Origin of the sequence: Cupriavidus necator (genome assembly GCF_013141915.1) — a bacterium.
Taxonomy (GTDB): Bacteria; Pseudomonadota; Gammaproteobacteria; order Burkholderiales; family Burkholderiaceae; genus Cupriavidus; species Cupriavidus necator_B.
Genome location: NZ_SROX01000016.1, coordinates 45,224 through 69,311 on the forward strand (window position 1 = coordinate 45,224; position 24,088 = coordinate 69,311).

Annotated in this window: 23 protein-coding genes and 1 pseudogene; 10 read left to right on the top strand and 14 right to left on the bottom strand. The window is 61.8% G+C overall.

The window, feature by feature from the left end:
* Nucleotides 1-32: 32 nt before the first annotated feature.
* The 5 genes and pseudogenes from E5S69_RS33000 to E5S69_RS24230 form a co-directional block, all read right to left on the bottom strand.
* The gene (locus E5S69_RS33000) at nucleotides 33-623 is read right to left on the bottom strand and encodes a group II intron maturase-specific domain-containing protein (RefSeq protein WP_232348069.1); all 591 of its coding nucleotides are present in this window, start codon (nucleotides 621-623) and stop codon (nucleotides 33-35) included.
* Nucleotides 597-1,641 (bottom strand): annotated as a pseudogene (locus tag E5S69_RS33005) (reverse transcriptase domain-containing protein); the annotation flags it as partial. The pseudogene E5S69_RS33005 and the gene E5S69_RS33000, both read right to left, overlap by 27 nt.
* 446 nt (nucleotides 1,642-2,087) lie before the next feature.
* The gene (locus tag E5S69_RS24220) at nucleotides 2,088-2,237 is read right to left on the bottom strand and encodes a hypothetical protein (protein WP_171517101.1); all 150 of its coding nucleotides are present in this window, start codon (nucleotides 2,235-2,237) and stop codon (nucleotides 2,088-2,090) included.
* 62 nt (nucleotides 2,238-2,299) lie between these two features.
* Nucleotides 2,300-2,608, bottom strand: a complete 309-nt coding sequence (locus tag E5S69_RS24225; RefSeq protein ID WP_145987316.1) for a hypothetical protein — start codon at nucleotides 2,606-2,608, stop codon at nucleotides 2,300-2,302.
* A 425-nt stretch (nucleotides 2,609-3,033) separates the two neighbouring features.
* Nucleotides 3,034-3,429 carry a DUF305 domain-containing protein gene (locus E5S69_RS24230; RefSeq protein ID WP_115737216.1) on the bottom strand — a complete coding sequence of 132 codons (396 nt, stop codon included), beginning with the start codon at nucleotides 3,427-3,429 and terminating at the stop codon, nucleotides 3,034-3,036.
* A 185-nt stretch (nucleotides 3,430-3,614) separates the two neighbouring features.
* On the opposite strand from E5S69_RS24230, the gene E5S69_RS32460 reads away from it, so the two are divergent.
* Nucleotides 3,615-3,839, top strand: coding sequence for a hypothetical protein (locus tag E5S69_RS32460; RefSeq protein ID WP_232348066.1), 225 nt, complete (start codon nucleotides 3,615-3,617; stop codon nucleotides 3,837-3,839).
* 85 nt (nucleotides 3,840-3,924) lie between these two features.
* On the opposite strand, the gene E5S69_RS32465 is transcribed toward E5S69_RS32460, so the two are convergent.
* The gene (locus E5S69_RS32465; RefSeq protein WP_232348067.1) at nucleotides 3,925-4,176 is read right to left on the bottom strand and encodes a hypothetical protein; all 252 of its coding nucleotides are present in this window, start codon (nucleotides 4,174-4,176) and stop codon (nucleotides 3,925-3,927) included.
* Between the two features lie 370 nt (nucleotides 4,177-4,546).
* On the opposite strand from E5S69_RS32465, the gene E5S69_RS24240 reads away from it, so the two are divergent.
* Both E5S69_RS24240 and E5S69_RS24245 read left to right on the top strand, forming a co-directional pair.
* Nucleotides 4,547-6,184: an FAD-dependent oxidoreductase gene (locus tag E5S69_RS24240; RefSeq protein WP_171517102.1), complete on the top strand. Its 1,638-nt coding sequence runs from the start codon at nucleotides 4,547-4,549 to the stop codon at nucleotides 6,182-6,184.
* The gene (locus E5S69_RS24245; protein WP_115737214.1) at nucleotides 6,181-6,828 is read left to right on the top strand and encodes a c-type cytochrome; all 648 of its coding nucleotides are present in this window, start codon (nucleotides 6,181-6,183) and stop codon (nucleotides 6,826-6,828) included. Before E5S69_RS24240 ends, E5S69_RS24245 begins: the two co-directional genes overlap by 4 nt.
* A gap of 827 nt (nucleotides 6,829-7,655) precedes the next feature.
* Here the strand turns inward: E5S69_RS24245 and E5S69_RS24250 are convergent.
* The 7 genes from E5S69_RS24250 to E5S69_RS24280 all read right to left on the bottom strand — a co-directional run bounded on the left by E5S69_RS24250 (nucleotide 7,656) and on the right by E5S69_RS24280 (nucleotide 15,709).
* Nucleotides 7,656-7,994 (bottom strand): copper-binding protein, encoded by a 339-nt coding sequence (locus E5S69_RS24250; RefSeq protein ID WP_115737213.1) that lies wholly within the window; start codon nucleotides 7,992-7,994, stop codon nucleotides 7,656-7,658.
* Entirely contained in the window at nucleotides 7,991-11,164 is a 3,174-nt protein-coding gene (locus E5S69_RS24255; protein WP_115737212.1) for an efflux RND transporter permease subunit, read from the bottom strand. Before E5S69_RS24255 ends, E5S69_RS24250 begins: the two co-directional genes overlap by 4 nt.
* Nucleotides 11,161-12,738 (bottom strand): efflux RND transporter periplasmic adaptor subunit, encoded by a 1,578-nt coding sequence (locus tag E5S69_RS24260; protein WP_115737211.1) that lies wholly within the window; start codon nucleotides 12,736-12,738, stop codon nucleotides 11,161-11,163. The genes E5S69_RS24255 and E5S69_RS24260 overlap by 4 nt, the downstream gene beginning before the upstream one ends.
* The gene (locus E5S69_RS24265; protein ID WP_115737210.1) at nucleotides 12,735-14,042 is read right to left on the bottom strand and encodes a TolC family protein; all 1,308 of its coding nucleotides are present in this window, start codon (nucleotides 14,040-14,042) and stop codon (nucleotides 12,735-12,737) included. Before E5S69_RS24265 ends, E5S69_RS24260 begins: the two co-directional genes overlap by 4 nt.
* 72 nt (nucleotides 14,043-14,114) lie before the next feature.
* Nucleotides 14,115-14,513, bottom strand: a complete 399-nt coding sequence (locus E5S69_RS24270) for a copper resistance protein (protein WP_115737209.1) — start codon at nucleotides 14,511-14,513, stop codon at nucleotides 14,115-14,117.
* A gap of 161 nt (nucleotides 14,514-14,674) precedes the next feature.
* The gene (locus E5S69_RS24275) at nucleotides 14,675-14,896 is read right to left on the bottom strand and encodes a hypothetical protein (RefSeq protein ID WP_062799422.1); all 222 of its coding nucleotides are present in this window, start codon (nucleotides 14,894-14,896) and stop codon (nucleotides 14,675-14,677) included.
* A 594-nt stretch (nucleotides 14,897-15,490) separates the two neighbouring features.
* Nucleotides 15,491-15,709: a hypothetical protein gene (locus E5S69_RS24280; protein WP_145987315.1), complete on the bottom strand. Its 219-nt coding sequence runs from the start codon at nucleotides 15,707-15,709 to the stop codon at nucleotides 15,491-15,493.
* A 984-nt stretch (nucleotides 15,710-16,693) separates the two neighbouring features.
* Here E5S69_RS24280 and E5S69_RS24285 point away from each other — a divergent pair.
* From E5S69_RS24285 to E5S69_RS24315, 7 genes are all read left to right on the top strand, one after another.
* Nucleotides 16,694-16,996, top strand: a complete 303-nt coding sequence (locus E5S69_RS24285) for a hypothetical protein (RefSeq protein WP_115737208.1) — start codon at nucleotides 16,694-16,696, stop codon at nucleotides 16,994-16,996.
* Between the two features lie 249 nt (nucleotides 16,997-17,245).
* Nucleotides 17,246-17,644 (top strand): hypothetical protein, encoded by a 399-nt coding sequence (locus tag E5S69_RS24290; RefSeq protein ID WP_115737207.1) that lies wholly within the window; start codon nucleotides 17,246-17,248, stop codon nucleotides 17,642-17,644.
* 274 nt (nucleotides 17,645-17,918) lie between these two features.
* Nucleotides 17,919-18,686 (top strand): class I SAM-dependent methyltransferase, encoded by a 768-nt coding sequence (locus E5S69_RS24295; RefSeq protein WP_232348068.1) that lies wholly within the window; start codon nucleotides 17,919-17,921, stop codon nucleotides 18,684-18,686.
* Nucleotides 18,687-19,033: 347 nt separating this feature from the next.
* Entirely contained in the window at nucleotides 19,034-19,519 is a 486-nt protein-coding gene (locus tag E5S69_RS24300) for a CzcE family metal-binding protein (protein WP_115737295.1), read from the top strand.
* Between the two features lie 129 nt (nucleotides 19,520-19,648).
* Complete coding sequence (locus tag E5S69_RS24305) at nucleotides 19,649-19,885, top strand: hypothetical protein (RefSeq protein WP_115737205.1); 237 nt, start codon at nucleotides 19,649-19,651, stop codon at nucleotides 19,883-19,885.
* 301 nt (nucleotides 19,886-20,186) lie between these two features.
* Entirely contained in the window at nucleotides 20,187-21,923 is a 1,737-nt protein-coding gene (locus E5S69_RS24310) for a phosphoethanolamine transferase (RefSeq protein WP_115737204.1), read from the top strand.
* A 7-nt stretch (nucleotides 21,924-21,930) separates the two neighbouring features.
* Nucleotides 21,931-22,743, top strand: coding sequence for a phosphatase PAP2 family protein (locus tag E5S69_RS24315; protein WP_082371458.1), 813 nt, complete (start codon nucleotides 21,931-21,933; stop codon nucleotides 22,741-22,743).
* On the opposite strand, the gene E5S69_RS24320 is transcribed toward E5S69_RS24315, so the two are convergent.
* Nucleotides 22,708-23,973, bottom strand: a complete 1,266-nt coding sequence (locus E5S69_RS24320; protein WP_115737294.1) for a type II restriction endonuclease — start codon at nucleotides 23,971-23,973, stop codon at nucleotides 22,708-22,710. The two genes, E5S69_RS24315 and E5S69_RS24320, sit on opposite strands and share 36 nt — an antisense overlap.
* Between the last annotated feature and the right edge of the window lie 115 nt (nucleotides 23,974-24,088).

Below are 24,088 nucleotides of genomic sequence, written 5' to 3' on the forward strand. Positions count from 1 at the left end.
AGGTCGCCCCGCATCCGGCTCAAGCCATTCCTTCAGCGCCATTGGGTGGCACCGGGCAACCCGACAGAGCGTTTCGCGGATCGACGGCGGGCAAGGTAGAGGTCCCATGCCGGATCAAATGGATTGGCCAGTCCCCGGATTTTGACGTGGCGCTGAATCGCGACCGTCGTTGCGCGGAAGAGTTGTAGGCCGCAGGTGTCATCCTCGGTCGAACTCCTCGTTGCAAAATCCCAGGACCGGTGTCCGTCTCGCCGGAAGTACCGTTGCCTGACCCACCGGGCTCCTTTCGTGGGGTGCCTACGTCTTGCCCACTTCCAGAGCAGGTGCCAGATGTGCGAGTCGATCGTCGAGAAGGCCGCTTTTGCCACGACGTGGCGATGATACATAGCCCAACCCCGAATGATTGGGTTCAGCCTACGGATCAACGCCTCTTGGGTGACACTCGCGTTGCCCTTGATGACTTCCCTGGCCTTGTCGAGCAGCGATTTGATACTTTTCTTCGCTGGCTTGATCAGCAGTTTGCCGCCGTACTTGCGCACGTTTTGGCCAAGGAAATCGAAACCCTCCGCTATGTTGGTGATCCTGGTCTTCTCTTCGGAGAGTTCCAGACCTCGGGCGGCCATAAACTGCCTGACCGCGGGAAGCACCCGGGATTCCAGCACATCTTTCGACACGCCAGTCACCACAAAGTCATCGGCATAACGGACGACGTTGAGCTGAGCCTTGCTGCGAGCAAGTTTGGATGTTCCCACACTTGCATGGACTGCCGCTTCAAGCCCATCCAGCGCCATATTCGCGATTACGGGCGAGATAACACCCCCTTGGGGTGTAACCCGCCCGCGACTCGAACAGAGTTCCCTCATCGATATCTCCGGCCTGAAGCCACTTTCGCAGAACCCCCTTATCCATCGGTACGTTCTCCAGGAACCAGGAATGACTGAAGTTGTCGAAACAGCCTCGAATGTCACCCTCCAGAACCCATTCTGGCGAGGCACGCTTAGCCAGAACGTTGAAGCACTGCTCGATGGCATCGGCGGTCGAGCGTCCGGACCGAAAGCCGTAGGAATTGGCATCCGCTAGAGTCTTCGCGACGGGTTCCAGAGCGAGCTTCCATAAAGCCTGCATCGCCCGGCACCGCATACAAGGAATTCCTAACGGACGCTTCTTGCCGTTACCCTTGGGAATGTAAACCCGCCGCAGCGCCATCGCCCGATAGCCGCGATGACGTAGCGACACCATTCCGTTCCATCTGGCCGCCGGGGACGACCATATCCTGCCATCCATCCCCGGCGTCCTCTTACCGCGATTTTCCGTCACACGCTTCACGGCCAACATCTTGCCGCTATGCGAGCGGGTCAGCAGACGTTGCAGGGCTTTCACCTTGCCCCATCGGCCTTCCCGGACCACCTTGGCGATACGCACCTGAAGCCGTTTCACCTCTGCCTCAATGTGCGGCCAGTTCGCCTGATCCCACATCTGTGCAGCGTGCGAGGACGCACCAGCTCCCGACACTTTCGCATCGTACGCCGTCATCTGCTTTCCCTCGTATAACGGTTGGTCAAAGTTCTCTCGCCATGAATGACCCTGCGGAAGTCTGCCCACTTTCGTGTCGGGCAATGTTGCAGCCCGTATCCCGGCCATTACAGCCGGGCGTTCGCTTTCTCCGCATTCCTTTACCCACCGTGCCAACAGCGTTCCTTACGGTTCGCCTGCCGTCACCGGCAGCATGATGGGCTTACCCTGTTCCGCATGAATCTCCGAGCGGGGCGGACCCTTCCTCTTCGCCGGCGGCTGGTTGTCCATTGGCCCAGTATTCAAAGACCACTCCTCACCGCATACCGTTTTGGTTCAAGCCTGTCAGCACGTTTGGCTTGTCAAAGATCACGACGTTTATCAGAAGTTCACATATGTTGGTCGTACCCACTCATCCCTTGCTCCTCTCCGCCTTCGTGCTGGCAGATTCCGCTTCGCCTCGCGGCTGGGCGTACCGGTTATCCGGCGGCTACGTTGTCCCCAGAGCTTCACACCGAGCTGTTACCGGCTCCGCATGTCTGGGTAGGGAACGGTTGATGGAACAACCGGTTTCGTCAGGCCATACGTTCTCCTGTGAAACAGAAATTCAGGCGACTTGCAGGTCGCACAAACACATTCTTCGCCAAGTCGATGCCGATCGTCGTGACCTTCATGAGGGATGCTCCTGTTTGAGAGGTTGCCAGGCTCACCAGTTTGGCACTCATGTACCTTCACGGGGAGGGGGCGTCCATCCCATTAACGCCCGGTGCGTCATACACCTTACGCATCACTTGGCCGGCCTATTGCCGTTATTGCAGAGGACAGTAGCGCGGGCGCGATTCGAATTGGCGATACGATCCAGGAAGTCCTGTGTGTTGGCATGCTGTCGGACGGTGATCTCGCCTCGCGCCAATAACTGATCGTTGATGCATTCCAGTTCGGCGATTGCCCATTGCTCCGCAAGCACGACTAGGTCAAACAGCGTCGGCGCTCGCATGACGGTTGGCAGAGCGGCCTCGGTACCGCATCGTCTTGGATTGGACCAAAGATGCATGCCTGCACGCAGCGTGATGCCATGCCAACTGAACGATTTCATCTTCGACTCATGGGAATGTGGTCTCGTTACCACTGCCTGTTGGGCATACGGCTGCGGGATGGCAGCTCCGCGTGCCAAGGTAGCCAGGCGTGGCTAGGGCCTTCCGCGCATACTGAAGACCCCCGGATTCGATTGCTAAGTTGTAATGCGTGCGCAACATCACGGTTAACTCGTGCGTTCTATATTTGATAGTGCCTGATCGACGCTGGCGGGGTAAGCGGCGCGTCCATCTTGCCATAGCTGGTGCCTCTCTCCCCGGGGTCCAGCATGCTTAAGTCCCCGCAGCACCTAGGCTGCGGGGACTTCGTTTTTTCCGATGCACAGATTTCGACGAAAAAGCCCGAAATCGGCATCCGGCGTACCAACCCCGGATGCCGTTGTGCCGCTTGTGCTCCTCAGATCAATTGGGGCGCCAGAGGCCAGGGTCACCTGGGTGTCTTGCCTTGGTCTAACCAGCGATCGAACTTGCCGATATCGCGTTGTGCATCCTTGATGATCTGTTTCGCCAAGGCTTTCATTTCTTTCGAGTCGCCTTTTGCCAGTTCAGTCTTGGCCATGTCGATCGCCATCTGGTGGTGCATCTTCATCATCGTGGCAAAATCCTTGTCAACGTTGCCTGACGATTGCATCGCCAACATTTTGTCCATGCCTGGCGCCATCGAGCCGTGAATCTCTTGTGCGGCGGAGCCGCCTGGCACGGCGCTTTGACCGTGTTCACCGGAAGCATGTTGCGCAAGGCCGGATGAGATGCCCGTCAGCAAAAGGCAAGCCGCCACAACAAGCCGGCGATTCGCATGCAGTTTGGGTTGTAGGATCAGCATGACGGATGCTCCGCAAGAAAGAAGACATTGGCTGTGCACCGCTCCTTTTCAGGCGCACATACATCTTCAGTCATCCCCGCGATGTTGGCCGCGAGGGCTACCGTGTACCGGCTGCAGCGACGGCTGGTAGTCTGGAATGTTAAAGTCACGCTCCAGCATTTCACGTCAATGCCCATGCCTTCGGCATGCCACGTCTCGTTGCACATCCGGATGAGCGCATCATGCCGCCGATCTGCGCCGGTGATGCGGACATTGAGCGGCTCCAGCGAAGTGAAGTGGTGCCTGCTAAAGACTTCGAGAAAGGCGTGCTCAAAGCCCTTGCCCAGTTGAACTCATTCGAGGATCTCGATGGCGGTCTGCTGCTCCGGCCGGACTCGGGGCTGATAGGGAACGCCGTACCAATCGCGTAGCATCGCGAGTAGTCGCAGGATCTCTTCCCGCTGGGCACGATTCTCCTGACGAGCATTTGACTTGATCTTGTTCTAAAGTTGGCCGCTACGGCGCGGGTCGGTACCAGGTAGCCAACTCGGTCATGCGCAAGGCGGAGTAGTGATGGTCGATCAGGAGCACCATCAGCGCAACTTCGAAGTTGGCTGTGATGGCGCGACCAAGGACGGCAGACCAAGTGGGCAGGGCCGACCCGTCGCCATACAGATGCGCCACGTGGGGAGATACTGGGCGCGGCGGCGTGATCGCGGGTGCCAGCCCCTCCCTCTGCGACGCGTCGTTGGGCCGTGTGCGGTTCATGGCAGCCTCTCCTCATCGATCTCTCGTTGGTATGCGGACCATTGTAGAAGGCACATCGCTTCAATCAAGAAGTAGTCAGGTTTGACTTTGCTCACATGGCGAAACATACAAGGACACGTAGTAGAACATGCGCGCGCGTGGCGGATGGCAACGGCGCAATATGAAAGTGGCAGTGTGGCAAATCGCGATTTCTCTTAATTTTTCGCTCGCATTGATTACACGATAATGACGCGTGCGTAAGGTTCCCCTTGGCACGCGCCATGCGTGCATAAGCCGACTGACGACGACGTTGAGTTGGCACTTTAAATGCCGTGCTGGTGGAAGTGTCACCAAACTGCGCATGGCCAACTGAGGGAGGCTACGGATGGGCATGACATCACTGAGGGCGGCGACTTCTACATTGCCGCACCGGGCGGCGCTGACCGGCCGGATTCAGGTTGAGGTCATCGTGGTCGGCGCGGGCATTGTCGGCCTGACTACCGCGCTGATTTTGGCCCAGCAAGGGCGTTCGGTGGCTGTCATTGATGCGCATCGCATTGGGCGCGGCGCTACGGGCGGTTCGACAGGCAATCTCTATGCAACGGTCGCTGACGGTCTTGCGGCCCTTGTCAAGAAATGGGATGCCCAGACAGCGCGAGCAGTGGTGGCTTCACGCACTGAAGCCATCGCCTGGATCGAGCAGCAAACCACTGTCAGGCATTCAGACTGCGCGTTTCGGCGCTGCCCGATGTTCCAATACGCGATTAGTGAGCAAGCAGAAGGGCGACTTCAGGACGAGTTGGACGCGGCGAGATTGGCGGGCATGGCCGTTGACTGGACTGACCACGTGCCAAAGCCGCTACCTGTACCTTGCGGGCGGGTTCTGGTGTTGCCCGGGCAAGCCCAATTCCATCCACTGCGCTACATGCATGCCCTGGCCGCGCACGCCGAGCAATGTGGAGTGCAGGTCTACGAGCACAGTCCGGCCATGGAGCTGGATGCGGGGTCAGGGGTCGTGCGGACCCCCGCTGGCAGGCTGGTCGGCCGCCACATCGTGCTGGCGACGCATACTCCCATTGGGTTTCATTTTATCCAGGCGGGTATGCAAGTTCGCCGCGAGTATGGCCTCGCCTTTCGGCTTGGGGGAGATGCTCTAGCGCCAGGCATATTCTGGGCGTTGGGCATGCCGCGTTTATCCGTGCGTTCATTCGAAACCGACGGCCAGCGGTATTTGCTTTGCATTGGTGAACATCACGAAACGGGTCGTCATGATGCCGCCGCGGCTCTGGCGCGATTGATCGCCGAAGCGCAGACCGCCTTGCAGTTAGGCGAGCCGGCCTGGCGGTGGTCGGCGCAACACTATCACTCGCCCGACGAATTGCCCTATATCGGTCAGGACAGTGCTGGCTTCTATGTCGCCACGGGCTTCTCTACCGACGGCCTTGTGTACGGCACGCTGGCCGGTCGACTGATTGCTGACCAAATCAATGGTGAGAATCGTTGGAGCGAATTGTATCGCGTGCGTCGGTTTCATCCTGAGCGGGCAGGGTCCAACATGTTCAAGGCGAACGCCGGCGTTGCCAAGGAGTTCTTCTACGACTATGTGACGCACCGCAGCGCCAAGCCGGCGCAGGCGCAGGCGCTGGCGCCGGGGCAAGGGGCGATCGTGCGGCTGGGGCACGAACGGGTGGCGGCCTATCGCGACGCAGCCGGCGCGCTTCACGTGGTATCGGCAGTATGCACCCACATGAAGTGCATGGTGCACTGGAATGCCGTCGAACGCAGTTGGGATTGTCCACGTCATGGCAGCCGGTACTCCCCCGATGGCCAAGTGCTAGAAGGCCCGGCGCTGTCCCCGCTGCGCAATCAACTGGTCCTCCTTCAAAACCACGAAGTCGGGGAGTGCCATCCAACCGAGACGGCGTCAAATGACACGCGCGGGCGTCCCGCTATGTCAGCACGCCAGTCCGATGACGAAGGTGCGCGGCGTAACGCTTCCGACGCGGCCAGCGACGGAGACTCGCAATGAGAACCTTCACAATTTCGATCATTGCGCTGCTGCTCCTTGCCGCCGCAGCTGTATTCGGGATCGCGTACTGGGGCGCCTATAATGTGGCCGCCGACGAACCGCACTGGCCGATTACAGAGAAAGTCCTGGCGATGGTGCGTTCGCGCGCCATTGGCCAGCAAGCCGACAAACTGGAGCCGCCGAATCTGAATGATGCCCAGCGCGTTCTCAAAGGCGCCGGCCAATATGCATCCATGTGCGTGGCTTGCCACCGCGCACCGGGCTTGCCCGACAGCCAGTTGACGCGTGGACTGTATCCCGCGCCGCCGCGCCTGGACCAGGGCCGGGCCGATCCGAAGCATGCCTTTGTTGTGATCAAACACGGCTTGAAGATGACCGGCATGCCAGCGTGGGGCAGCGATCACGACGACGAGGCAATCTGGGATCTCGTCGCTTTTCTGGATAAGCTGCCCGCCCTGACGCCAACCGAGTACCGCGACATGGTCGATCGGTCACCTGGCGACAACAATGAACAGTTCGGTGCTGAGATTGGTGGGCACCGTGCGGCTGGCCCGCGCCAACCCGCAGCGCAGGCATCGGGCCAATCAGGAGCGGAAAAAGGAGGTGGCAGCACAGGCGGTAGCCATGATGCCGCGCAACATTGATCATCATCCCGAACGAGAGCATGCTCCCAAGGCAAGTTGCACACAGCGGTACCAAGTACGGCCCACATCTTGGCGCGGTTTGGCGACCTCCCCCTCATTCCGTCAAGCTCATGCCGCGTCGATGACGAGCTTGCCATTAGGCATTGGGCGCGTCGGTTCGACCAAGCGCCGTTGCCCGGGAGATCGCGACGGCGATGATGGCAACGCAAGGTATCGCTCAACCGATCGCAATCCGTGCCGACGACGTCAGGAAGGGAGCGCCATGAATAGGTCGACCATTTGGAGAACCATCTTGACCGTACGCGCTACCATCGGCGTGATCGCCCTCTTGGATGCGGTCGGCATGCGGTTGATGCACCAGCGCATGATGTGCGGACTGAGTTGTTGCTAATCTGGGCGGCAGCGTAGTGCGCCGAGCAAGGGCGTGACCGCCCCGTTGATGCCGCGGCAGGCACGAACCGGTGCTGCATCGCATTCCGCTGCGAACGAACCGTTGTCGCCGCTATTTGCGACGTCTCGTCGATTTTCTGTTGCGCTTACGCGACGCCGCGCCGCGCGGATTGCGCATTCTCGAGGCAGGGCCATGTCGGCGTCTGACATACCAGGCAAACAGGCCGAGCATAACTAGGATGGCGGCCAGTCCGAATAAGACGACAACAAGGACATCGTGTGGCAGATCAAAAGGGGGGCGGCGCACGGTCTGATTCGATTCGGAATTGGCCAGTCAGGATCGTTGCGCAAATGCGCCCATCGGCCGGCTAGACGTTGCTAGCATCTACAGGACGCGCACGGCCACTGGCAGCGCAACCGTGCGCGCATAGCGCGAATTATTTGCGCTGCATGTCCACGACCATGGGCGCGCCATCCACCTTGTCGAAGGTCACCGACACGGCTTCGCCTTCCTTGAACTGGCTAAGCGAGGCGCGATCCTTGACCGGAAACGCCATGGTCATGCCGGGCATGCCCAGGTTCTCGATGGGGCCGTGCTTGAGCGTAACCTTGCCGGCTTGCGCATCGATCTTCTTGATCTCTGCGGGCACCCGTCGAGGCGCCTGTGGTGAGGCGGCCGGGGCCTTCATGTCCATGCCGTCCATTGAACCCGCGGCGAATGCGACCGGCCCAGTAAGGATGGCCACGACGGCCGCGAGGGTTTTGAGGTATTTCATTGCGATTCCTCCTGAGGTGAGAGGTGGTGGGGGGAAAGGGAAGTCTGCTTGAGCTGGCGGCGGCGTAACAGCAGGTACACCGCCGGCACCACAAACATGGACAGCAGCGGCGCCGTCACCATGCCACCAACCATCGGGGCAGCGATGCGCTGCATTACTTCTGAGCCGGTGCCGTGCGACCACATGATCGGAAGCAGGCCGGCCAGAATCACCGCCACGGTCATCGCCTTCGGGCGCACACGCAGCACGGCGCCTTCCTGGATCGCATCGAGCAGGGCCGCGAGATTGCTTTGACCATCCTCAAGCCGTTCCTGCCAAGCGTGTTTCAGATAGAGCAGCATGATGACGCCAAATTCCGCAGCGACCCCGGCGAGTGCGATGAAGCCGACAATCCCGGCTACCGACAGGTTATAGCCCAGCAGATAGAGTAGCCAGAAGCCGCCGATCAAGGCGAGCGGTAGCGTCCCCATGATGAGCAGCGCCTCATCCAGCCGGCCGAACACCAGATAAAGCAAGACGAAGATGATCAACAGGGTGAACGGCACCACCACCTTCAGCTTGGCGGTAGCGCGCTCGAGATACTCGAACTGCCCTGACCAGCTCAGGGAGTATCCGCCTGGCATCGGGACGGCTTTGGCCACCGCCGCCTGCATGTCCTGCACGGCCGAGCGCAGGTCCCTGCCGCGAATGTCGACGTAGATCCATCCGGAGAGCCGCGCATTTTCACTGCGCAGCATCGGCGGCCCTTGCACGACCTGGATGCGCGCAACGTCGGCCAGGGTGATCTGCAGCCCCTTGTCGGTCACGATCGGCAGACTGCGCAGTTGCTCGATGGAGTCCCGATAGTCGCGCGGATACCGGACATTGATTGGATAGCGCGCGAGCCCGTCGACCACTTCACCGACGTTTTCGCCGCCGATGGCCGAGGAGACGATGGCCTGAACGTCTTCAATGTTCAGGCCATACCGGCCGGCAACCGCCCGGTCGATATCCACGTCGATGTACCGGCCGCCAGTGAGCCGTTCGGCCAGCGCGGAGGTGACTCCGGGGACCGTCTTGACGGCCTCCTCGATGCGAGTAGCCAAGCGATCGATTTCCTTCAGATCCGTACCGGCGACCTTGATCCCCACTGGGCTTTTTATGCCGGTCGCCAGCATGTCAATGCGGTTGCGGATCGGCGGCACCCAGATGTTGGACAGGCCGGGCACACTGACGACCCGATCGAGCTCCTCCACCAGCTTGTCGGTAGTCATGCCAGCACGCCATTGGTCCTTAGGCTTGAACTGGATAGTAGTCTCGAACATTTCGATCGGCGCTGGGTCGGTCGCGGTATCGGCGCGGCCCGCCTTGCCATACACCGTTGCGACCTCCGGCACGGTCTTGATGAGCCGATCGGTCTGCTGCAGTAGCTGGGAGGCCTTACCTGCAGAGAGACCTGGCAACGCGGAGGGCATGTAGAGCAGATCGCCTTCATCCAAGGGCGGCATGAATTCGCCGCCAATGCGCATAATGGGCCACGCGGTGGCGACGAGCAGCACGGCGGCGACTGCCAGGGTGGTCTTGGGATACGTGAGCACCTTGCCGAGCAGCGGCTGGTAGCCACGAATCAGCCAGCGATTGAGCGGATTGGCCTGCTCCGACGGGATCTTGCCGCGGATCATGTAACCCATCAACACTGGTACCAAGGTGACGGAAAGTCCCGCTGCGGCTGCCATGGAATAGGTCTTGGTAAAGGCGAGCGGCGAAAAAAGACGGCCCTCCTGCGCCTCCAGCGTGAACACCGGAATAAACGACAGCGTGATGATCAACAGGGAGAAGAAGAGGGCAGGTCCGACTTCGACAGCAGATTCGCCGATGACGCGCCAACGCTCATGCTCGCCGAGGTCGCGCTGCGGGTTGTCGGCATGCCAGTGCTCGAGATGTTTGTGCGCGTTCTCGATCATGACCACCGCGGCATCAACCATCGCGCCGATGGCGATGGCGATGCCACCCAGCGACATGATATTGGCGTTCACGCCTTGATAGCGCATCACCAGGAAGGCGGCCAGCACGCCCAGCGGGAGCGAGACGATGGCCACCAGCGCCGAGCGCAGATGAAAGAGAAACACCAGGCAGACCAGCGCAACGACCGCGAATTCCTCGATCAGCTTGGTGGTGAGATTGTCCACTGCCCGTTCGATCAGCGCCGACCGATCGTAAGTCGTGACGATCTCGACGCCCTTGGGCAGGCTCTTTTGCAAGGTGGCGAGCTTGGCCTTGACCGCTTCAATAGTTTCCAGGGCATTCTTGCCTGAGCGCAGGACGATGACGCCACCAGCCACTTCGCCCTGACCATTCAGTTCGGCAATGCCACGCCGCATCTCGGGGCCGAGTTGCACGGTGGCAACGTCGCCCAGCCGTACCGGGATGCCGGCGTCGCTGGTGACGAGCGGAATCTGGCGAAAGTCGTCCAGCGTTTTCAGGTAACCGGTCGCCCGAACCATGTACTCCGCTTCACCCAACTCCAGCACCGAACCGCCAGTTTCCTGGTTGGCACCCTTGAGCGCTGCGAGCACCTTGGCTTGCGACAGGTTGTAGGCGCGCAGCCGATCCGGCATCAGCACGATCTGGTATTGCTTGACCATGCCGCCAAGCGAAGCCACTTCAGCGACGTTGGGCAGGGACTTGAGCTCGAAACGCAGGAACCAGTCCTGTAGCGCCCGTAGCTGGCTGAGGTCATGCTGGCCGGTCTTGTCAACCAAGGCATACTCATAAATCCAGCCGACGCCGGTTGCATCGGGGCCGAGCGCGGGCTTGGCCGCTGCCGGCAGCCGCGATTGCACCTGGTTCAGGTACTCGAGCACGCGCGAGCGCGCCCAGTACAGGTCGGTCCCGTCTTCGAACAACACATAGACATAGGAGTCACCAAAAAACGAGTAGCCGCGCACGGTCTTGGCGCCGGGTACGGATAACATGGTCGTGGTGAGCGGATAGGTGACCTGGTTTTCCACGATCTGTGGTGCCTGGCCTGGGAACGGCGTGCGGATGATCACCTGCACATCGGACAGGTCCGGGAGGGCGTCAAGCGGTGTGCTCTGTACCGCCCAAAGTCCCCACGCGGTGACCATGACGGTGGTGAGCAGCACCAGGAACCGATTGCGGATGGACGCGAGGATGAGCCGGGCAATCATGGCTTGGCTCCCGCAGTGGCGTCGGCGGTCTCAACGGCGGAGAGGGTTGCCACGCCGTCGCTATCCAGGCGGAAGCGGAATCGGACCCGGTCCCCGGGCTTGAAACCTTTGGGCATGCCGGCTGGCGGCGCGCCAAACTCCATCGTCATGGCGCCCCACTGCGCCGAGGGAATGGCACCATGGGAGATCGTCATGCTCTGCTCGGTGAGGGCCTCGATCCGGCCGACGCCTTGATGCTCCGGCCCGGGCGCCGCAGCGGTGCCAGGCGCCGACGCGCCGGCTGCAGAGGCGGCTGTGGGGGCGGTCATGCGCTGAGTAGTGCCGCGCAGGCTCGCCTCCGAGTCGATCAGGAACTGTCCTGATACGACCACCTTCTGACCCGCTTTGAGCCCTTCAATGACTTCGGTTTGACCGCCTGCCGCCGCGCCGGTCTTGACCTCCACGGGGCTGAAGCCGCCTTGGCCGGATGCGACCATGGCGATGGTGCGCGTGCCGGTGCGAATCAGCGCCTCGGTTGGCACGAGCACACGATCTGGCCCTGGGGCGGCGTCAAAGCGCACCGAGACAAACATGCCGGGCAATAGCTGACGGGCCTTGTTCTGCAATTCGATGCGCACCTTGACCGTGCGGGTGCCGGCGCTGATATCTGGCAAGATGGCGTCGACCTTGCCCGACAGCGGGTGGCCGGGCAAGGCTGCCGCGGTGGCCGACACTGTCTGGCCGGGCCGCAACGGGGCGGCCTGGCTCTCAGGCACCTCGGCGATGACCCAAACGGTTGCTAGGCTCGCAATGCGAAACAGAGTCGTTCCCGGCGAAACCGTCATGCCATCGCGCGCCCCGATTTCGGTGACGATGCCGTCGACCGAACTGGTGATCGTCAGCCGCGGCTGCAGTTTGCCGGTGGACTGGACCAACCGGATATGGCTCTCGGTCATGCCCACCTGACGCATGCGCGCAATGGCGGCCTCACGCAGATCGCGCTGGAGGCTGCCGTCCATCCGGCTCACGGCCAGATATTCCTCCTGCGCGGCGACCCATTCCGGCGCATAGATTTGCGCCAACGCTTGACCTTTGCGGACCGGATCGAGGGTGGTCCGGGCATACGCGTGTTCCACGAATCCGCTGGTGCGCGCCTGGAGCACTTCGATGCCGCGTTCATTGATCGCGACATTGCCCGGGACCTGCAAAGCGGCCTCCAGCCGGCCGGTCTTGACCTCGGCCGTGCGAATGCCAAGGTTCTGTGTGACGCGGCTGTCAATCGTGACGGCCGCACCGCCGCTGGCTTCTTCGTATACCGGCGACAACGGCATGTCCATGTACGGTGACTTGCCCGGCTTGTCAAAGCGCTGTCCTGGCACCATCGGGTCATGCCAGTAGAGGATGCGCTTGCCAGTTTTCGGGTCGATATCGCCCGCCTTGAGCGCGGCACCGCTGGCGCCGCTCGTGTCCCTGCCAAAGCTCGCCGATGCGGGCGACTGCTGGCGCCCTTGATGTTGACCGAGGTAATAGGCCGCTCCAACGCTTGCCACCACCATCAGGCCTGCCACCGTCCGTGCGATCGTGGTCTTGTTCATGGTTGAGTTCCTTGCAGTGACGTGGGGTGGGCTGCAGTGGGTAATGGCATCAGGAAAGCCAGATCCGCCCAGAGTCGGGCGGTAGCGGCTTCAAGCTTGAGGCGCTCAAGCGAAATATTGAGCGCCTTGCGGCTGGCATCGGCGACGGCGGTCAGGGTGCCTGCACCCGCGCGATAGGCGGTCAGGGCCGCTTCGGTCTGGGCCTTGGCCAGTGGCACGGTGGTGTTCCGATAGCGCTCGAGCCGCGCCTGGCTGAGCGACAGCTCCGCCTGCTTGCCACGCAACTGTCCGATCAAGCCGCGGCGTATGACCTCGGCTTGCGCGCGCGCGGCGTCGGCCTGCGCCAGCTTTGCGGCGAGTTCCCGATCTTGGCGGTGCTTCTGGTCCCAGGGAAGCGGCAGTGAGACGTTGAGAGAAACCATGTTGGAGTAGGCGGGCCCACGCTGGCTGTACATCAGTTCCACGCTCACATCCGGTATCTTGTTCTCCCGGGCGACGCGGCTTTCGGCCTCGGCGACGCCGACCTGGGCCTCGGCCGCCGCCACGTCTGGCAGTTGGGCCACGCCGTCGGCCTCCAGGGTGTTGAGCCAAGCCGGCGCCTCGAGCGCCGGGCGTTCGGTCAGCGGGCGCTCGGCCGCCTGGCCCACCCAGCGGCGCAGCATCGCACGGGCTGATGCCAGCGCTGCGCGGGCCTCGTCTTCGCGATCCTGCAGTTGCTGGAGTTCCAGTTCGGCGGCCACGATGTCGGCACGGGAGCCGCGGTTGCCGCGGTAGGCGGCCTGCGCCGCATCTACCATCAGCTGGATGGAGTGCGCCTGTTCGGAGAGCACAGTGTAGGCGCGCTCGGCATACCAGCGGTCCAGCCAGGCCGTCGCGGCGCCGCGCTGCACCATGGCGAGCGCCGCCGTCCGCTGGGCCTCGGCCGACGACGCCTCGGCTTCGAAGCGCTGGGCGCGAGCCTCACGCTTGGCCGATCTCGTGAACTCCTGCATCAGGCTGATCGAGCGCATCGTCATCGATTCCGTGCCGAGGGAAAACCGGTCGGGTCCGTTCGCCGGTACGTTATTGACACCGACTTTGAGCACCGGATCCGGCAATTGCCGGCCAACGACCGCCATCTCGATGGCGGACTGGACCGCCGAGCGCGATGTTTCGGCGTCCGACGAGCCGGAAGACGCGAGGGCTACCGCTTCCTGCAAGGAGAGTGCGGCCGCCGGTTGTGCCCATCCGGGATGGGCAGCGGCCAACAGCGTAAGGGCGAGCGTCAGCCGGCACCCATACGCAAAGGGAGAACGCAAATGCATAAAGCCTCCGCAAAGCAACGACCACCCTGAACACCATGGTTCAGGGCACGATAGTAGGCGTTGCTGCGGAGGCTAGTTTCGGAAACAGCAGTGGAGGATGGGCAGCGGGCGAGGGGGCCCGCGTGGCACCGCGTCGGCGTAGGCGGCTCGCTGGCTGACGACTACCGGCACCAACGCCGGCTCAACCAGATTGACGAGCACGGGCTGGAACGCTGGAATCTGCGGGCTGGGGTGGTCGGCCGATTTGGAGCCAAGCTGGCAGTGCTCCAGGCACAAGCCGTCATGGGCAGCCGGCGCTTCGGCCTTCTGCGTCATGTCGGGACAGGACTCGGTCATACTGGCCATGTCCGTCATACCGTCCATCGAATACCGGCTGCCCGCGCAGGCGTAGGCCGCCGCTGCCAGCTGAACTGTCAGGAAGGTACTCAGCAGGAAGGCGGCAAGGCAAAGCCGGCGAAAGCGGATACGCACGTGGGAAACTCGGTTTGAGCCAAATGGTAGCAGCGTTTGGCCGCTTTCGGCACTTTGCCCTCGCGGCCGTTTGCCACAGATCAAATGCGACCCACTTGTGGCATCGCCCAATCGAGGCGCTCCGATGCGCCACGCCAACGCAGCGCATCGGAGTATGCCGGTTACTTGGGCTGACCCATCATTTCGCGGCACTTTTGCATCATGGCGGCATGGTCACGCCTCATCGCGGTGTGGTCCTCTGCCTGCTGCGCCTTCAATTGTTGCGCCTCAGCCCGCTTGGCGTTGCGAGCCTTTTCGATCACATACCAGTCCGGACCGGCGACTGCTGACAGCGAGAGCCCAAGGGCGACGGCGCCCCCTAGCGCGTGAAAAAAGAATTTCATGATGTTCCTCGTTCTGGGTATGCAGCGCGCGGCCTAAACCCACCAGCGAGCGGCAGGCGACACTGCAAATGTCGAAATCAGACGAGCACGTTGGTGCGATGGCACCAAGTGCGGCACCCTCGCCGTGCGAGACCGCCCTACAGACAGTACCGTTTGGGCGGGCGCTCGAGGCGAGGCGGAACGACGGAGCGATATGCGAACTCCGGATGCGCGACCAACACGCTGGTCCATGCATCCGTGGGGGCGGCGGTGGCCAACGGCGTGCCCGCGAGGATTGCACAAGCGGAAATCGTGCAGGGAAGACGAGACGGGCCGCTGACATGTCGGTCACCGGCGCAACCGAATTGACTGACGCAGTCATGGGGACTGCCGGTCTCGACACTGGCTTGCGCCGCTTGAGCAGGTCCGTGTGCTGGCATTTGAGCGATGCCAGCGATACAGCAGTTGTCCAACGGTCCGGCCTGAGCTCGTAGAGGCAAAGCCAGCGCCAGGGTCAGGAGCACGACGAGACGCCAAAGGCGATTCATAGGCTTACGCATTGGACCTCTCCGAGCCGAGTAGCGCCGTCGCGGGAACCATATTGAGTATAGAACTTCATCTTGCGCGCGGCACGGTTGAGTCCGACAGCGCGTTGCCTGCAGGGCAGGTCGACGCGAACGACAGGTAGACCTCGTCGAGCATGCGATGGTTGTCGCCGGCCAATTGTTCCAGGGCAGCCAGCAGGTGCTCGGCCACGCTGTACTGCTGCTGTGCGCAGGCCAGACGGAACGCAGCGAACACGTCATCAAATAACGTTGGCGTTGCAGTCGTCATGCTTTCCCCGCTGGATGCGTGGTACGGCCAAGGCGTGATCGCCGCGATGCCGTCCTCATTTGCACTATGGACCTTCCCACGGGGGTAAGGTCAAGCAGTGCGCAGGCTGGCGTCGCGCTTCGATTGAAAACGACCGGTAAGCGCCACCCATCCGCAGCCGCTAGGCGTCGGGTGTAGAGAACGAACTCGCCGCGAATTGCCCCGCCATACGCGGGGCATGCGTTTCAAAACCGTCGATGCATACACGGTCCACTTCCGGCACTGAGGCGTAACACGCAGTCACGCCACGGATCCGAGTCTTTCTGATAGCCGAGCTTTTCGCAAGCGGGGCCCTCAACGCGTAATGAGGTCTCCATATCGCGCTCGGCGTGCGCGGTACGTTCTGCGACGGTCGCGCACCCGGCCAACATGACGGTAATGAGTAATAAGACACGCATGATTTCTCCTTTGCCCTAGATGACGAGAGTCCGTTGCGGTGGTTCAGGGCGCGACACGACCGGGAAGCCAGCGAAGCGGTGTGCAAACGGCAATGCCGTTATCGTGAATCTAGGTTCTGATTGCTTTTGCACCAAGATCTGCCTTTGCAGAAGGGCCCCGCAGCGTGCCATCTTTCAGCGACCTTACTTCACATTGCTATGCGATGACCCAACCATTACATGCTGGCCATCCATGTTCGGTTGGGCTTTCGTCCTAGTGATGTTCATCGGCAGGAGATTGCGACATTCACGACCAGCTAGTATTACGCGACCATTACGTGCAGGAATTTTTTCTGTGTTGTCTTGGCCCGGGAATGGCAGCAAGCGTTCCCGTTTGGAAATTGCCGCCATCATTACCCAACCATTACGCGGCAGTCATCGAGTTCGACTCGCGCGTCATTGCTGGGGTAATGCCGTTACAACCGCTCACATTTGTAGGGAAACGCGAACACTGCCGGCAATGTAGAAGTCGTATGCTCCCACCCTCTACGCACGCAAAGGAGAAAATATGAAAAAGCTTCCCATCCTAGTCGGCACCGCGCTGGTCATCGGGTTCAGTTACGCCAATGCGCAGACGCATGGCTACACGCATGAGGGCTATGGTCGGGCAGGCCTCTACCCGTCACGGCCGGCGCCTGCCGCTGTGCACGTCGTGCCCGCGGTTGCGGTGGTACATGATGCGCAGCCCTCGTACGGGCATGGCACTGCGCCGCGCGAGTCGCATCGCCAGCCGCGCCACGGCATCGAACATGGGCGACGTGAGCCTGAGCGCCGCTGGCACAATGCCGCTCACGGTTCACGCGACCACTGACGCACTCGCCTGTTATTGATTGCCCGCTGGCGTGCCGACACCGGTAGCCGGAGCGGGGGACTCCCGCATGATACGGATGCTTTCATCAGAGGCATCGCTTCTAGGCTTTGTTCGTTACCGTGACGCCGGCGTCCGTTGAAAAAATCAGGAGAAGCGCCGCGTCTGTCATGTCCACGTCATTCTACTGACAGGCGGCTCGTATAGACTCCCGACTCAATTGATGCTTGATGCCGCCGGATGAGAAGGCTGTTGCGCCACCTATCGCTTTGGCTCGTTGTATTGGTATTGCCGATTCAGAACGTTGGCGCAGCGGCTACTCTTTCGTGCGGCGAGCTGACCGAGTTGCGGCAGGGCGCCGGTCTCTTCGCCATCCTTGCCACCATCGACGTCGCTGACGAGGCGAGCGCCGACCAGGCCGACGCACACTGCGATCCGAGGTCGCATCACTGTCCGGCAAGCAAAGAGCGCGGCAAGGGGCGCGGTTGTCATGCGTGTTCTGCCTGCTCGGCCGCCTCGACACTTGCCATCTTTGCCTTCTCGGGGACCCAAGCATTGTCCATGAACAGCATGCTACCGGCGTCTCTGCTGTGGATATTTGCCAGCACAACGCCTGAAACGCTGCTGCGCCCGCCTTCCCCCCATCTCTGACGCCGCCCAAGCAACTCCTGGGCTGGCTACCTCCACCTTCCTAGATCTCGTCCTTGACCGAAGACGAAACAAGCCTGCCTGCGCTCGTTCCTGTGCGAGAGCAAGGTAGGGCAATTATGGTGCGGCGTGCGATGTCGCGCGCGCGCACATATTGGAGACAGCGATGCGCATCTGTAATCAATGTAAGGCCCCGCTCAAAATTGACGTGTGGGCGTGCAGCGCGTGCGGTTGGCAGCCCCGTGTTCTGGCTGGCGTGCTCTGCCTAGCACCTGCCATGATGGTCGACCATGATGGCTTTCACGAACCGCTCTTTGTCGAGTACGAGAAGCTCGAAGCGACGCACTTCTGGTTCGTCTATCGCCGCAAACTGATCCTGGACGCGCTGCAGCGCTACTTTCCGGCCTTGCGCTCTTTCATGGACGTCGGTTGCGGAACCGCGGAGAACCTGCGCGCGATCCAGGCCCGCTTCCCGCGTGCACGCTTGGTCGGCGGCGAGGCATCGTTGCGCGCCCTGATGCAGGGACAGCGCAAATGCAAAGCTCAATTGTTGCAAATGGATGCCCGTGCCATTCCCTTTGCCCAAGCCTTCGATGTCATGGGGGCGTTTGACGTCATCGAACACGTCGACGACGACGCTCAAGTATTAGCGGAGATGTACCGGGCCTGCAGGAATGATGGGGGAATCGTATTGACAGTGCCCCAGCATCCGTCGCTGTGGAGCCATATGGACGATGCGGCCAAGCATAAGCGGCGCTATACGCGCCAAGAACTGGTGAAGAAAGTGGAGGCGGCCGGGTTCGAAATCGTGGACGTCACCTCCTTCATGACGCTGCTGCTGCCTGCGATGGCCATCTCCCGGGTGTGGCAGCGCGCCAAGCCGCCCGGCGATGCCATGGACGACGGGTTTCGCATTGGGGCGGCCATGAACGGCATGCTCGGGGGTGTTTGCACCCTCGAGCACAACCTAATACGGGCCGGTTTGCGTTTCCCGGCAGGCGGCTCGCTGCTGCTGGTGGCCAGGAAGAAGGGCTGGACTTTGTAGAGGACGCAGTCACGCGTGGGCCCATCGCGGCGTTTAACGTCAATGACGAGGACGCCGCGGGCCGCGTCTCAAGCCTTCGCCAGGCTCGTCTGTGGCGCAAGAGCGGACGCGTCGGCTTGGGTTCTTCCCAAATGCCTCGGTTCGCGCGGCCGTCAGGGCAGCGTCGCAGGCGCGGCCCTCGCGCCTGGCTATCCAGGTCGTTCACCTCGCCGAAGTACCCATTTCTGCGGCGCAGATGGATGCGGGAAAGCTTACGGGGATGTAATTCGCGAGTAACGCCCGCGTGAGTGCCGGTTGCCTACCATGACACTTAAGAGGTTACGCCTCGAAACGTTATGGAGCGCATCATGAACACCAAGAAGACCGCTTTGACCGCTTTGACCGCATTGGCGCTGGCGGCCGTTTCCGTCCTATCCAGTTCACCGGCGTGGAGTGCGGACCAGACCAGAACCAATGCGGGCGACAACTGGGCGGAGCACGTGCGGCGGCAAGCCGCCGACCAAGCCAGCTCATCGGCATCGCTCACAGTGCCCAGCGCAATGGCTACGGCGCAGGCTGCTACCCCATTGGGGCCGCAGGCGACGCTCTTCGGTAGCCTGGCGCCGGCGAACACGGCCGCACGCGCGGTGACTCTCGCTCCCGGCCTGAAGTCTGTCAATGTGGCCTCCGGCGACACCGTTACCTTCCGCAGCGGCGCGCAGCAGGCCACCTGGACGTTCGCCGAATTTGTTCAAGGAAAATCCGTGGATCTTGGCGTCCTATTCCCGGCAATGCCCAACGCCCAAGGCGTGCGCGTCTATATCGAGCGCAGCAAGCTCTTTACCGGTGGCTAAGAATGGCCGGTTTGCCGGGAGTGACAACATGACACATTTGTAATTTTGTCGTCAGGCCCTGGTGGGGTACATCTTTCTACACTGCAAATGCAGGCTCACTGAGCCACTATCGAAACAAGGAGAAATAGAATGCGTACATTGAAGAAGACTGCCTTGGTGGCATTGACCGTGGCAACCCTTGGTGGCGTCGCGGGCATCGCGAACGCTGGCGTCAATTCGCCGCGCGATCCCTTTACCGATGGAGCGCATGCCATGGGCACGCGCGATCCGTTCACCGATGGCAGTCACGCCATGGGCACGCGGGACCCGTTCACAGACGGTAGCCACGCCGTAGGCCCTCGCGACACGTTCAGCGACGGCGCCTAAATCTCGGCAACGCGCCGACTCGCCGGGGCGATGGGCCGCTCGGTGGGCCGGTGCGTTGACGCGGGGCGGGTATCGGGGAAACTGTCCCGATACCCGTTATCGTGCTTGCGCACGCGCCGAGATTCAGCCTTGCCGATGCGCCGGCTCGGGTCGGACCAGGCCCTGATCTAGGCAGACGGCATAGGCTGCAGCGGTCGGACCGCACCCAGCCCAGCGAGTCATCATCGCGCCTTCGGCGCGATTCTTTTTGTCCACCACTGGCTCAACACAGCGTTGCGTACTGCAACGCCTGGGGCTGGTAATGTCCCGCCTTTCGCGCCATGCGCCAATGATGGAACCGAATCTAAACCGGTCGCGCCGTGACCCGGCTTCGCCCGACACACCACCAAGCGGCGCGCGCGCAAAGGTGGGTCGCCCCTGGCGTCTGGAGGTCGGCGTCGAGACCTTGCTACTCGGCTTCTGCCTATACTTTGTTCTCGTCCTGAACGGTCCGTTCTGGCGGGCGCTATTCGCCGAACGGACGTTGAGCGGGCTCCGTGATCTGGGCTACGGCGTGGCAGTGGGCACCGCGCTGGTCACGGCGCATTTTGTGCTGCTGGCGCCGTTCATAAACCGCTGGACGGCCAAACCGTTGCTGACAATTTTGGTCGTAGTGGCCGCCGGTGCCAGCTATTTCATGGGTCAATACGGCATCTACCTTGACCCCAGCATGGCCCGCAATGTGCTGCGCACCGACGTGGCGGAAGCTCGCGAGTTGCTAACGCTGCGTATGATGTGCAGCATCGCGCTCTTGGCACTACCACCATTGTTGTTGTTGCCCTGGGTGACGCTGCGCCAGCGCTCACTGACACGAAGCGTCGGCCTGCGCGTGGTCGCGATTTTGGTGGCGATTGTTGCCGGCGTGGGGACGCTGTCCTTGGTGTTTAAGGACTTCGCAGCCCAGATGCGCAATCATAAAGAGATCCGCTATCTGCTCGCGCCGGTCAATGTGGTGTACGCCTTCACCGGGGCGCTGGCACGCGATGCCAGTACCGCGAACCGGCCGCGCCGGCCGGTTGGCACCGACGCCCGGCTCGGCGCTAGCTGGAGCGAGCACAACAAGCCCCTGCTCTTCGTCGTGGTCGTGGGAGAAACCGCACGAGCGGCGGACTGGGGGCTCAGTGGCAGGTCGCCCCATGACACGACGCCGAACCTGTCGCAGCGCGCTGTGATCAATTTCGCTCAAGTCACCAGTTGCGGCACCAATACCGAGGTCTCGTTGCCCTGTATGTTCTCGCCCCAGGGACGGCGCAATTACGACGAAGATGCGATCAAGGCCAGCGAGTCTTTGCTACACGTCATCGGACGAGCGGGAATGAAGGTGGGGTGGGCAGACAATCAATCAGGATGCAAAGGCGTCTGTACAGGTGTGCCCACGTGGCAGCCGGATCCTCAGGCTATGTCGGCATTATGCGATCGCGACCGCTGCCTGGATGAAGTGTTGTTAGCCGGGGCGGAAGCATTGCGGCACCAGCTACCTGGCAGCTTGGTCGTGGTCCTGCACCAACTTGGCAATCATGGTCCCGCGTACTACCGGCGGTATCCGGCCCGATTCGCGCAGTTCGGTCCGACTTGCGACACCGATGATCTCTCGCGCTGTACCCCAGAGCAAATTCGCAACGCGTACGACAATGCATTGCTGTACACCGATCATGTGCTCGCACGCACCATCGACTGGCTCGAACAACTCGAGGCGCGCTATGACACGGCCATGATCTATGTATCAGACCATGGCGAGTCGCTGGGAGAGCGCGGACTGTTCTTGCATGGCATGCCTTACGCGATTGCTCCGCGGGAGCAGACCGAGGTACCGATGGTGATGTGGTTCTCCGCCTCATTCGCCCAGCGCATGCGGCTCGATGTCTCCTGCCTGCGGGCGCGTGCGCGCGAACCCGCCACGCATGACCACTTATTCTCCACGGTCTTGGGCCTGCTGGATATCCGCACCCAGACCCGGGATGCCACCATGGATTTGTCGGCACGCTGCCGCAACGGATAATGCCCCCATGAGAGAAATGCCGTTGGTTCAGACGCCCGCCAGTCAGCGTTGGCTGCGCCAGCAATGGTGGATGCTGGCATCGGCCGCGCTGGTGCTGGCCTACGTGTTCCAGCGCACCGAACTCGACCTCTGGCTCGAGGGCCGTTTCTACGATGTCGGTCGGACGGTCTTCCCGTTGCGCCAGCACTGGCTATTTGAAGCGGTGCTCCACAAGGGCGCGAAGTGGCTCACTTACGTCGCCGTAGCCGCGGCCATGGGTGTCTGCTGGCTGGGCTGGCGGGGGCGTCTGCCTTGGCTGCCGCGTCGCAATGCGTTGCTTGCCGGTGCGGGCATGGTGGTGATCCCGTTGAGCGTCACGCTCCTGAAGCTCATGACGGGACGCCACTGTCCCTGGGACATGGCTCAATTCGGCGGCAGCTTGCCCTATATGCGGTTGCTGGATCCGCTGCCGGCAGACGTCAAGCCGGGACAATGCTTTCCTGCCGGTCATGCGGCCACCGGCTTTCTCTGGGTCGTCTGGGGGATCGCATTGCGTCCTGCCGGCCGTCGCTGGGCGTGGGTTGGGCTGGCTGGCGGACTGCTGCTGGGCGGCACGCTTGGCGCGGCGCGCATGGCGCAGGGCGCGCACTTCCTGTCGCACACGCTCGCAACCCTCTGGGTGGCGTGGGCGGTCAGCTTGCTACTCGCGTGGGGGCTGCGGGCCGACGTGCGGCTAGGCAGCGCCGCGCCGCACCAGGGCCCGAAAGCTTGCTCGCGCCGTCGCCGACCACCGCCAGGACCGGACTCACAACTGTCTCGCGATGGCCTCGATCGGCTTTAAGCCACTGCCAAAGCGCGCAATGCTTTCGCGATGCTCGCGCAGGCTGGAATAGGGGACATAGCGGATATTGAGTGCCGAGACGCGGCTAAAAGCCGGGCGGCTCAATTGCGCGCGCACGTCGTCTTCGCGATCATCCGGCGCGACCAGGAACAGATGCTTGCGGGCGGACGGGTCGGAGCCGAGGGCCAGATCCAGCAAGCGCACGATACCGGAATAGATCGAGGTGGTATGTTCGACTTCAAAGGCGGCTTCGACCTCAAGGGTGGTGGCATTTAGCCAGACGGTGTCAATCCATGGAACGGTATCGCCTCCCGCCACCAGCAGCGCCGGCGGCAACGTTGAGAGACAGCCCTGGCTCAAGGGCTCGCCGTTGTACAGCCGACTTCGGTCGTTGGTGGCAATCCAAACGGCAAAGCCGAGCGACTTGCCGAGATCGCGCAGCCATCCCTGCACTTCGGTATGGGTGGCGTCTTCAGCCTGCCCCAGCTGAATCTGCCTGGCAAGCGCGGCAGCCTGCTCGCGCACCTTGGCCAGTTCCTGCTGCCAGACGGCCACATCGTCGGCCTGCGCTTGCCGCGGTGGCAGCGGATAGCGCTGCATGCCGATGTCAAACAGTAGGCCCGCGATCGCGCCAAGGTCATTGGAGAGCAAATCCCGATAACGCTGATTCAGGGTGAGTACCCCCTCGCGCATCGCCAGATAGTGATCCCATTTGCCAAGCTTGACCGCCGATCCGGTCAGGGCGTTATAGCCGTTGACAATTGCGGTGTTGAACGGCATCACCAGCGTGGGATGAATGAAATACAGCAGGTTGGCCGCCGCCGGCCCGAGACCCTTGATGCCGAGGCTGCTCAGCTGACGAACCGCATCAAGGACTTCGGATTCGGTGTCACAGCAGTTGCAAGTATGGAGCAGTCTGGCAAAGGCACGCTGATTGTCGGCATGCTCATAGATATCTGGAATGCGCAGTTTTGGCTTCCACAGAAAGGCGTGATCCGCGCCTTTGAAAATCTGCCGTTGCTCTGCGATTGAAGACACCACGGTCTCGAGCGATGAGCCCCGATACGCGTTGCCGAATGTACCGGCCTGGATCTCGTCGACCACCGCGCCGATGCCACGCCGAATCGAGCGGAAATTCTTCAGCCGCTCCGGCCAAAGAAACCAGGTTTGATAGGCGCCGGCGGGATCGGTCTTCCAGCGCTCAATGAGGATGCGGATGGTGTCGGTCATGGTGTGCATTTTGCCGGGCAGTGTATCACCGTGAGGCCTTTTGACCTGGCGCATTGTTGACGCGAACCGGCTTGACCTTCCCATTATCGGAAGCTCTACCGTTATCACAAGAAAG

What these genes read in the sequence shown, in the direction of transcription:
- E5S69_RS24255 (WP_115737212.1), bottom strand. Translation starts at nt 11,164, where the DNA reads ATGATTGCCCGGCTCATCCTCGCGTCCATCCGCAATCGGTTCCTGGTG.
- E5S69_RS24240 (WP_171517102.1), top strand. Translation starts at nt 4,547, where the DNA reads ATGACATCACTGAGGGCGGCGACTTCTACATTGCCGCACCGGGCGGCG.
- E5S69_RS24260 (WP_115737211.1), bottom strand. Translation starts at nt 12,738, where the DNA reads ATGAACAAGACCACGATCGCACGGACGGTGGCAGGCCTGATGGTGGTG.
- E5S69_RS24265 (WP_115737210.1), bottom strand. Translation starts at nt 14,042, where the DNA reads ATGCATTTGCGTTCTCCCTTTGCGTATGGGTGCCGGCTGACGCTCGCC.
- E5S69_RS24305 (WP_115737205.1), top strand. Translation starts at nt 19,649, where the DNA reads ATGCGTACATTGAAGAAGACTGCCTTGGTGGCATTGACCGTGGCAACC.
- E5S69_RS24285 (WP_115737208.1), top strand. Translation starts at nt 16,694, where the DNA reads ATGAAAAAGCTTCCCATCCTAGTCGGCACCGCGCTGGTCATCGGGTTC.
- E5S69_RS33000 (WP_232348069.1), bottom strand. Translation starts at nt 623, where the DNA reads ATGGCCGCCCGAGGTCTGGAACTCTCCGAAGAGAAGACCAGGATCACC.
- E5S69_RS24225 (WP_145987316.1), bottom strand. Translation starts at nt 2,608, where the DNA reads ATGAAATCGTTCAGTTGGCATGGCATCACGCTGCGTGCAGGCATGCAT.
- E5S69_RS24280 (WP_145987315.1), bottom strand. Translation starts at nt 15,709, where the DNA reads ATGACGACTGCAACGCCAACGTTATTTGATGACGTGTTCGCTGCGTTC.
- E5S69_RS32465 (WP_232348067.1), bottom strand. Translation starts at nt 4,176, where the DNA reads ATGAACCGCACACGGCCCAACGACGCGTCGCAGAGGGAGGGGCTGGCA.
- E5S69_RS24310 (WP_115737204.1), top strand. Translation starts at nt 20,187, where the DNA reads ATGTCCCGCCTTTCGCGCCATGCGCCAATGATGGAACCGAATCTAAAC.
- E5S69_RS24220 (WP_171517101.1), bottom strand. Translation starts at nt 2,237, where the DNA reads ATGAGTGCCAAACTGGTGAGCCTGGCAACCTCTCAAACAGGAGCATCC.
- E5S69_RS24230 (WP_115737216.1), bottom strand. Translation starts at nt 3,429, where the DNA reads ATGCTGATCCTACAACCCAAACTGCATGCGAATCGCCGGCTTGTTGTG.
- E5S69_RS24300 (WP_115737295.1), top strand. Translation starts at nt 19,034, where the DNA reads ATGAACACCAAGAAGACCGCTTTGACCGCTTTGACCGCATTGGCGCTG.
- E5S69_RS32460 (WP_232348066.1), top strand. Translation starts at nt 3,615, where the DNA reads ATGCCACGTCTCGTTGCACATCCGGATGAGCGCATCATGCCGCCGATC.
- E5S69_RS24250 (WP_115737213.1), bottom strand. Translation starts at nt 7,994, where the DNA reads ATGAAATACCTCAAAACCCTCGCGGCCGTCGTGGCCATCCTTACTGGG.
- E5S69_RS24245 (WP_115737214.1), top strand. Translation starts at nt 6,181, where the DNA reads ATGAGAACCTTCACAATTTCGATCATTGCGCTGCTGCTCCTTGCCGCC.
- E5S69_RS24320 (WP_115737294.1), bottom strand. Translation starts at nt 23,973, where the DNA reads ATGACCGACACCATCCGCATCCTCATTGAGCGCTGGAAGACCGATCCC.
- E5S69_RS24275 (WP_062799422.1), bottom strand. Translation starts at nt 14,896, where the DNA reads ATGAAATTCTTTTTTCACGCGCTAGGGGGCGCCGTCGCCCTTGGGCTC.
- E5S69_RS24315 (WP_082371458.1), top strand. Translation starts at nt 21,931, where the DNA reads ATGAGAGAAATGCCGTTGGTTCAGACGCCCGCCAGTCAGCGTTGGCTG.
- E5S69_RS24295 (WP_232348068.1), top strand. Translation starts at nt 17,919, where the DNA reads ATGATGGTCGACCATGATGGCTTTCACGAACCGCTCTTTGTCGAGTAC.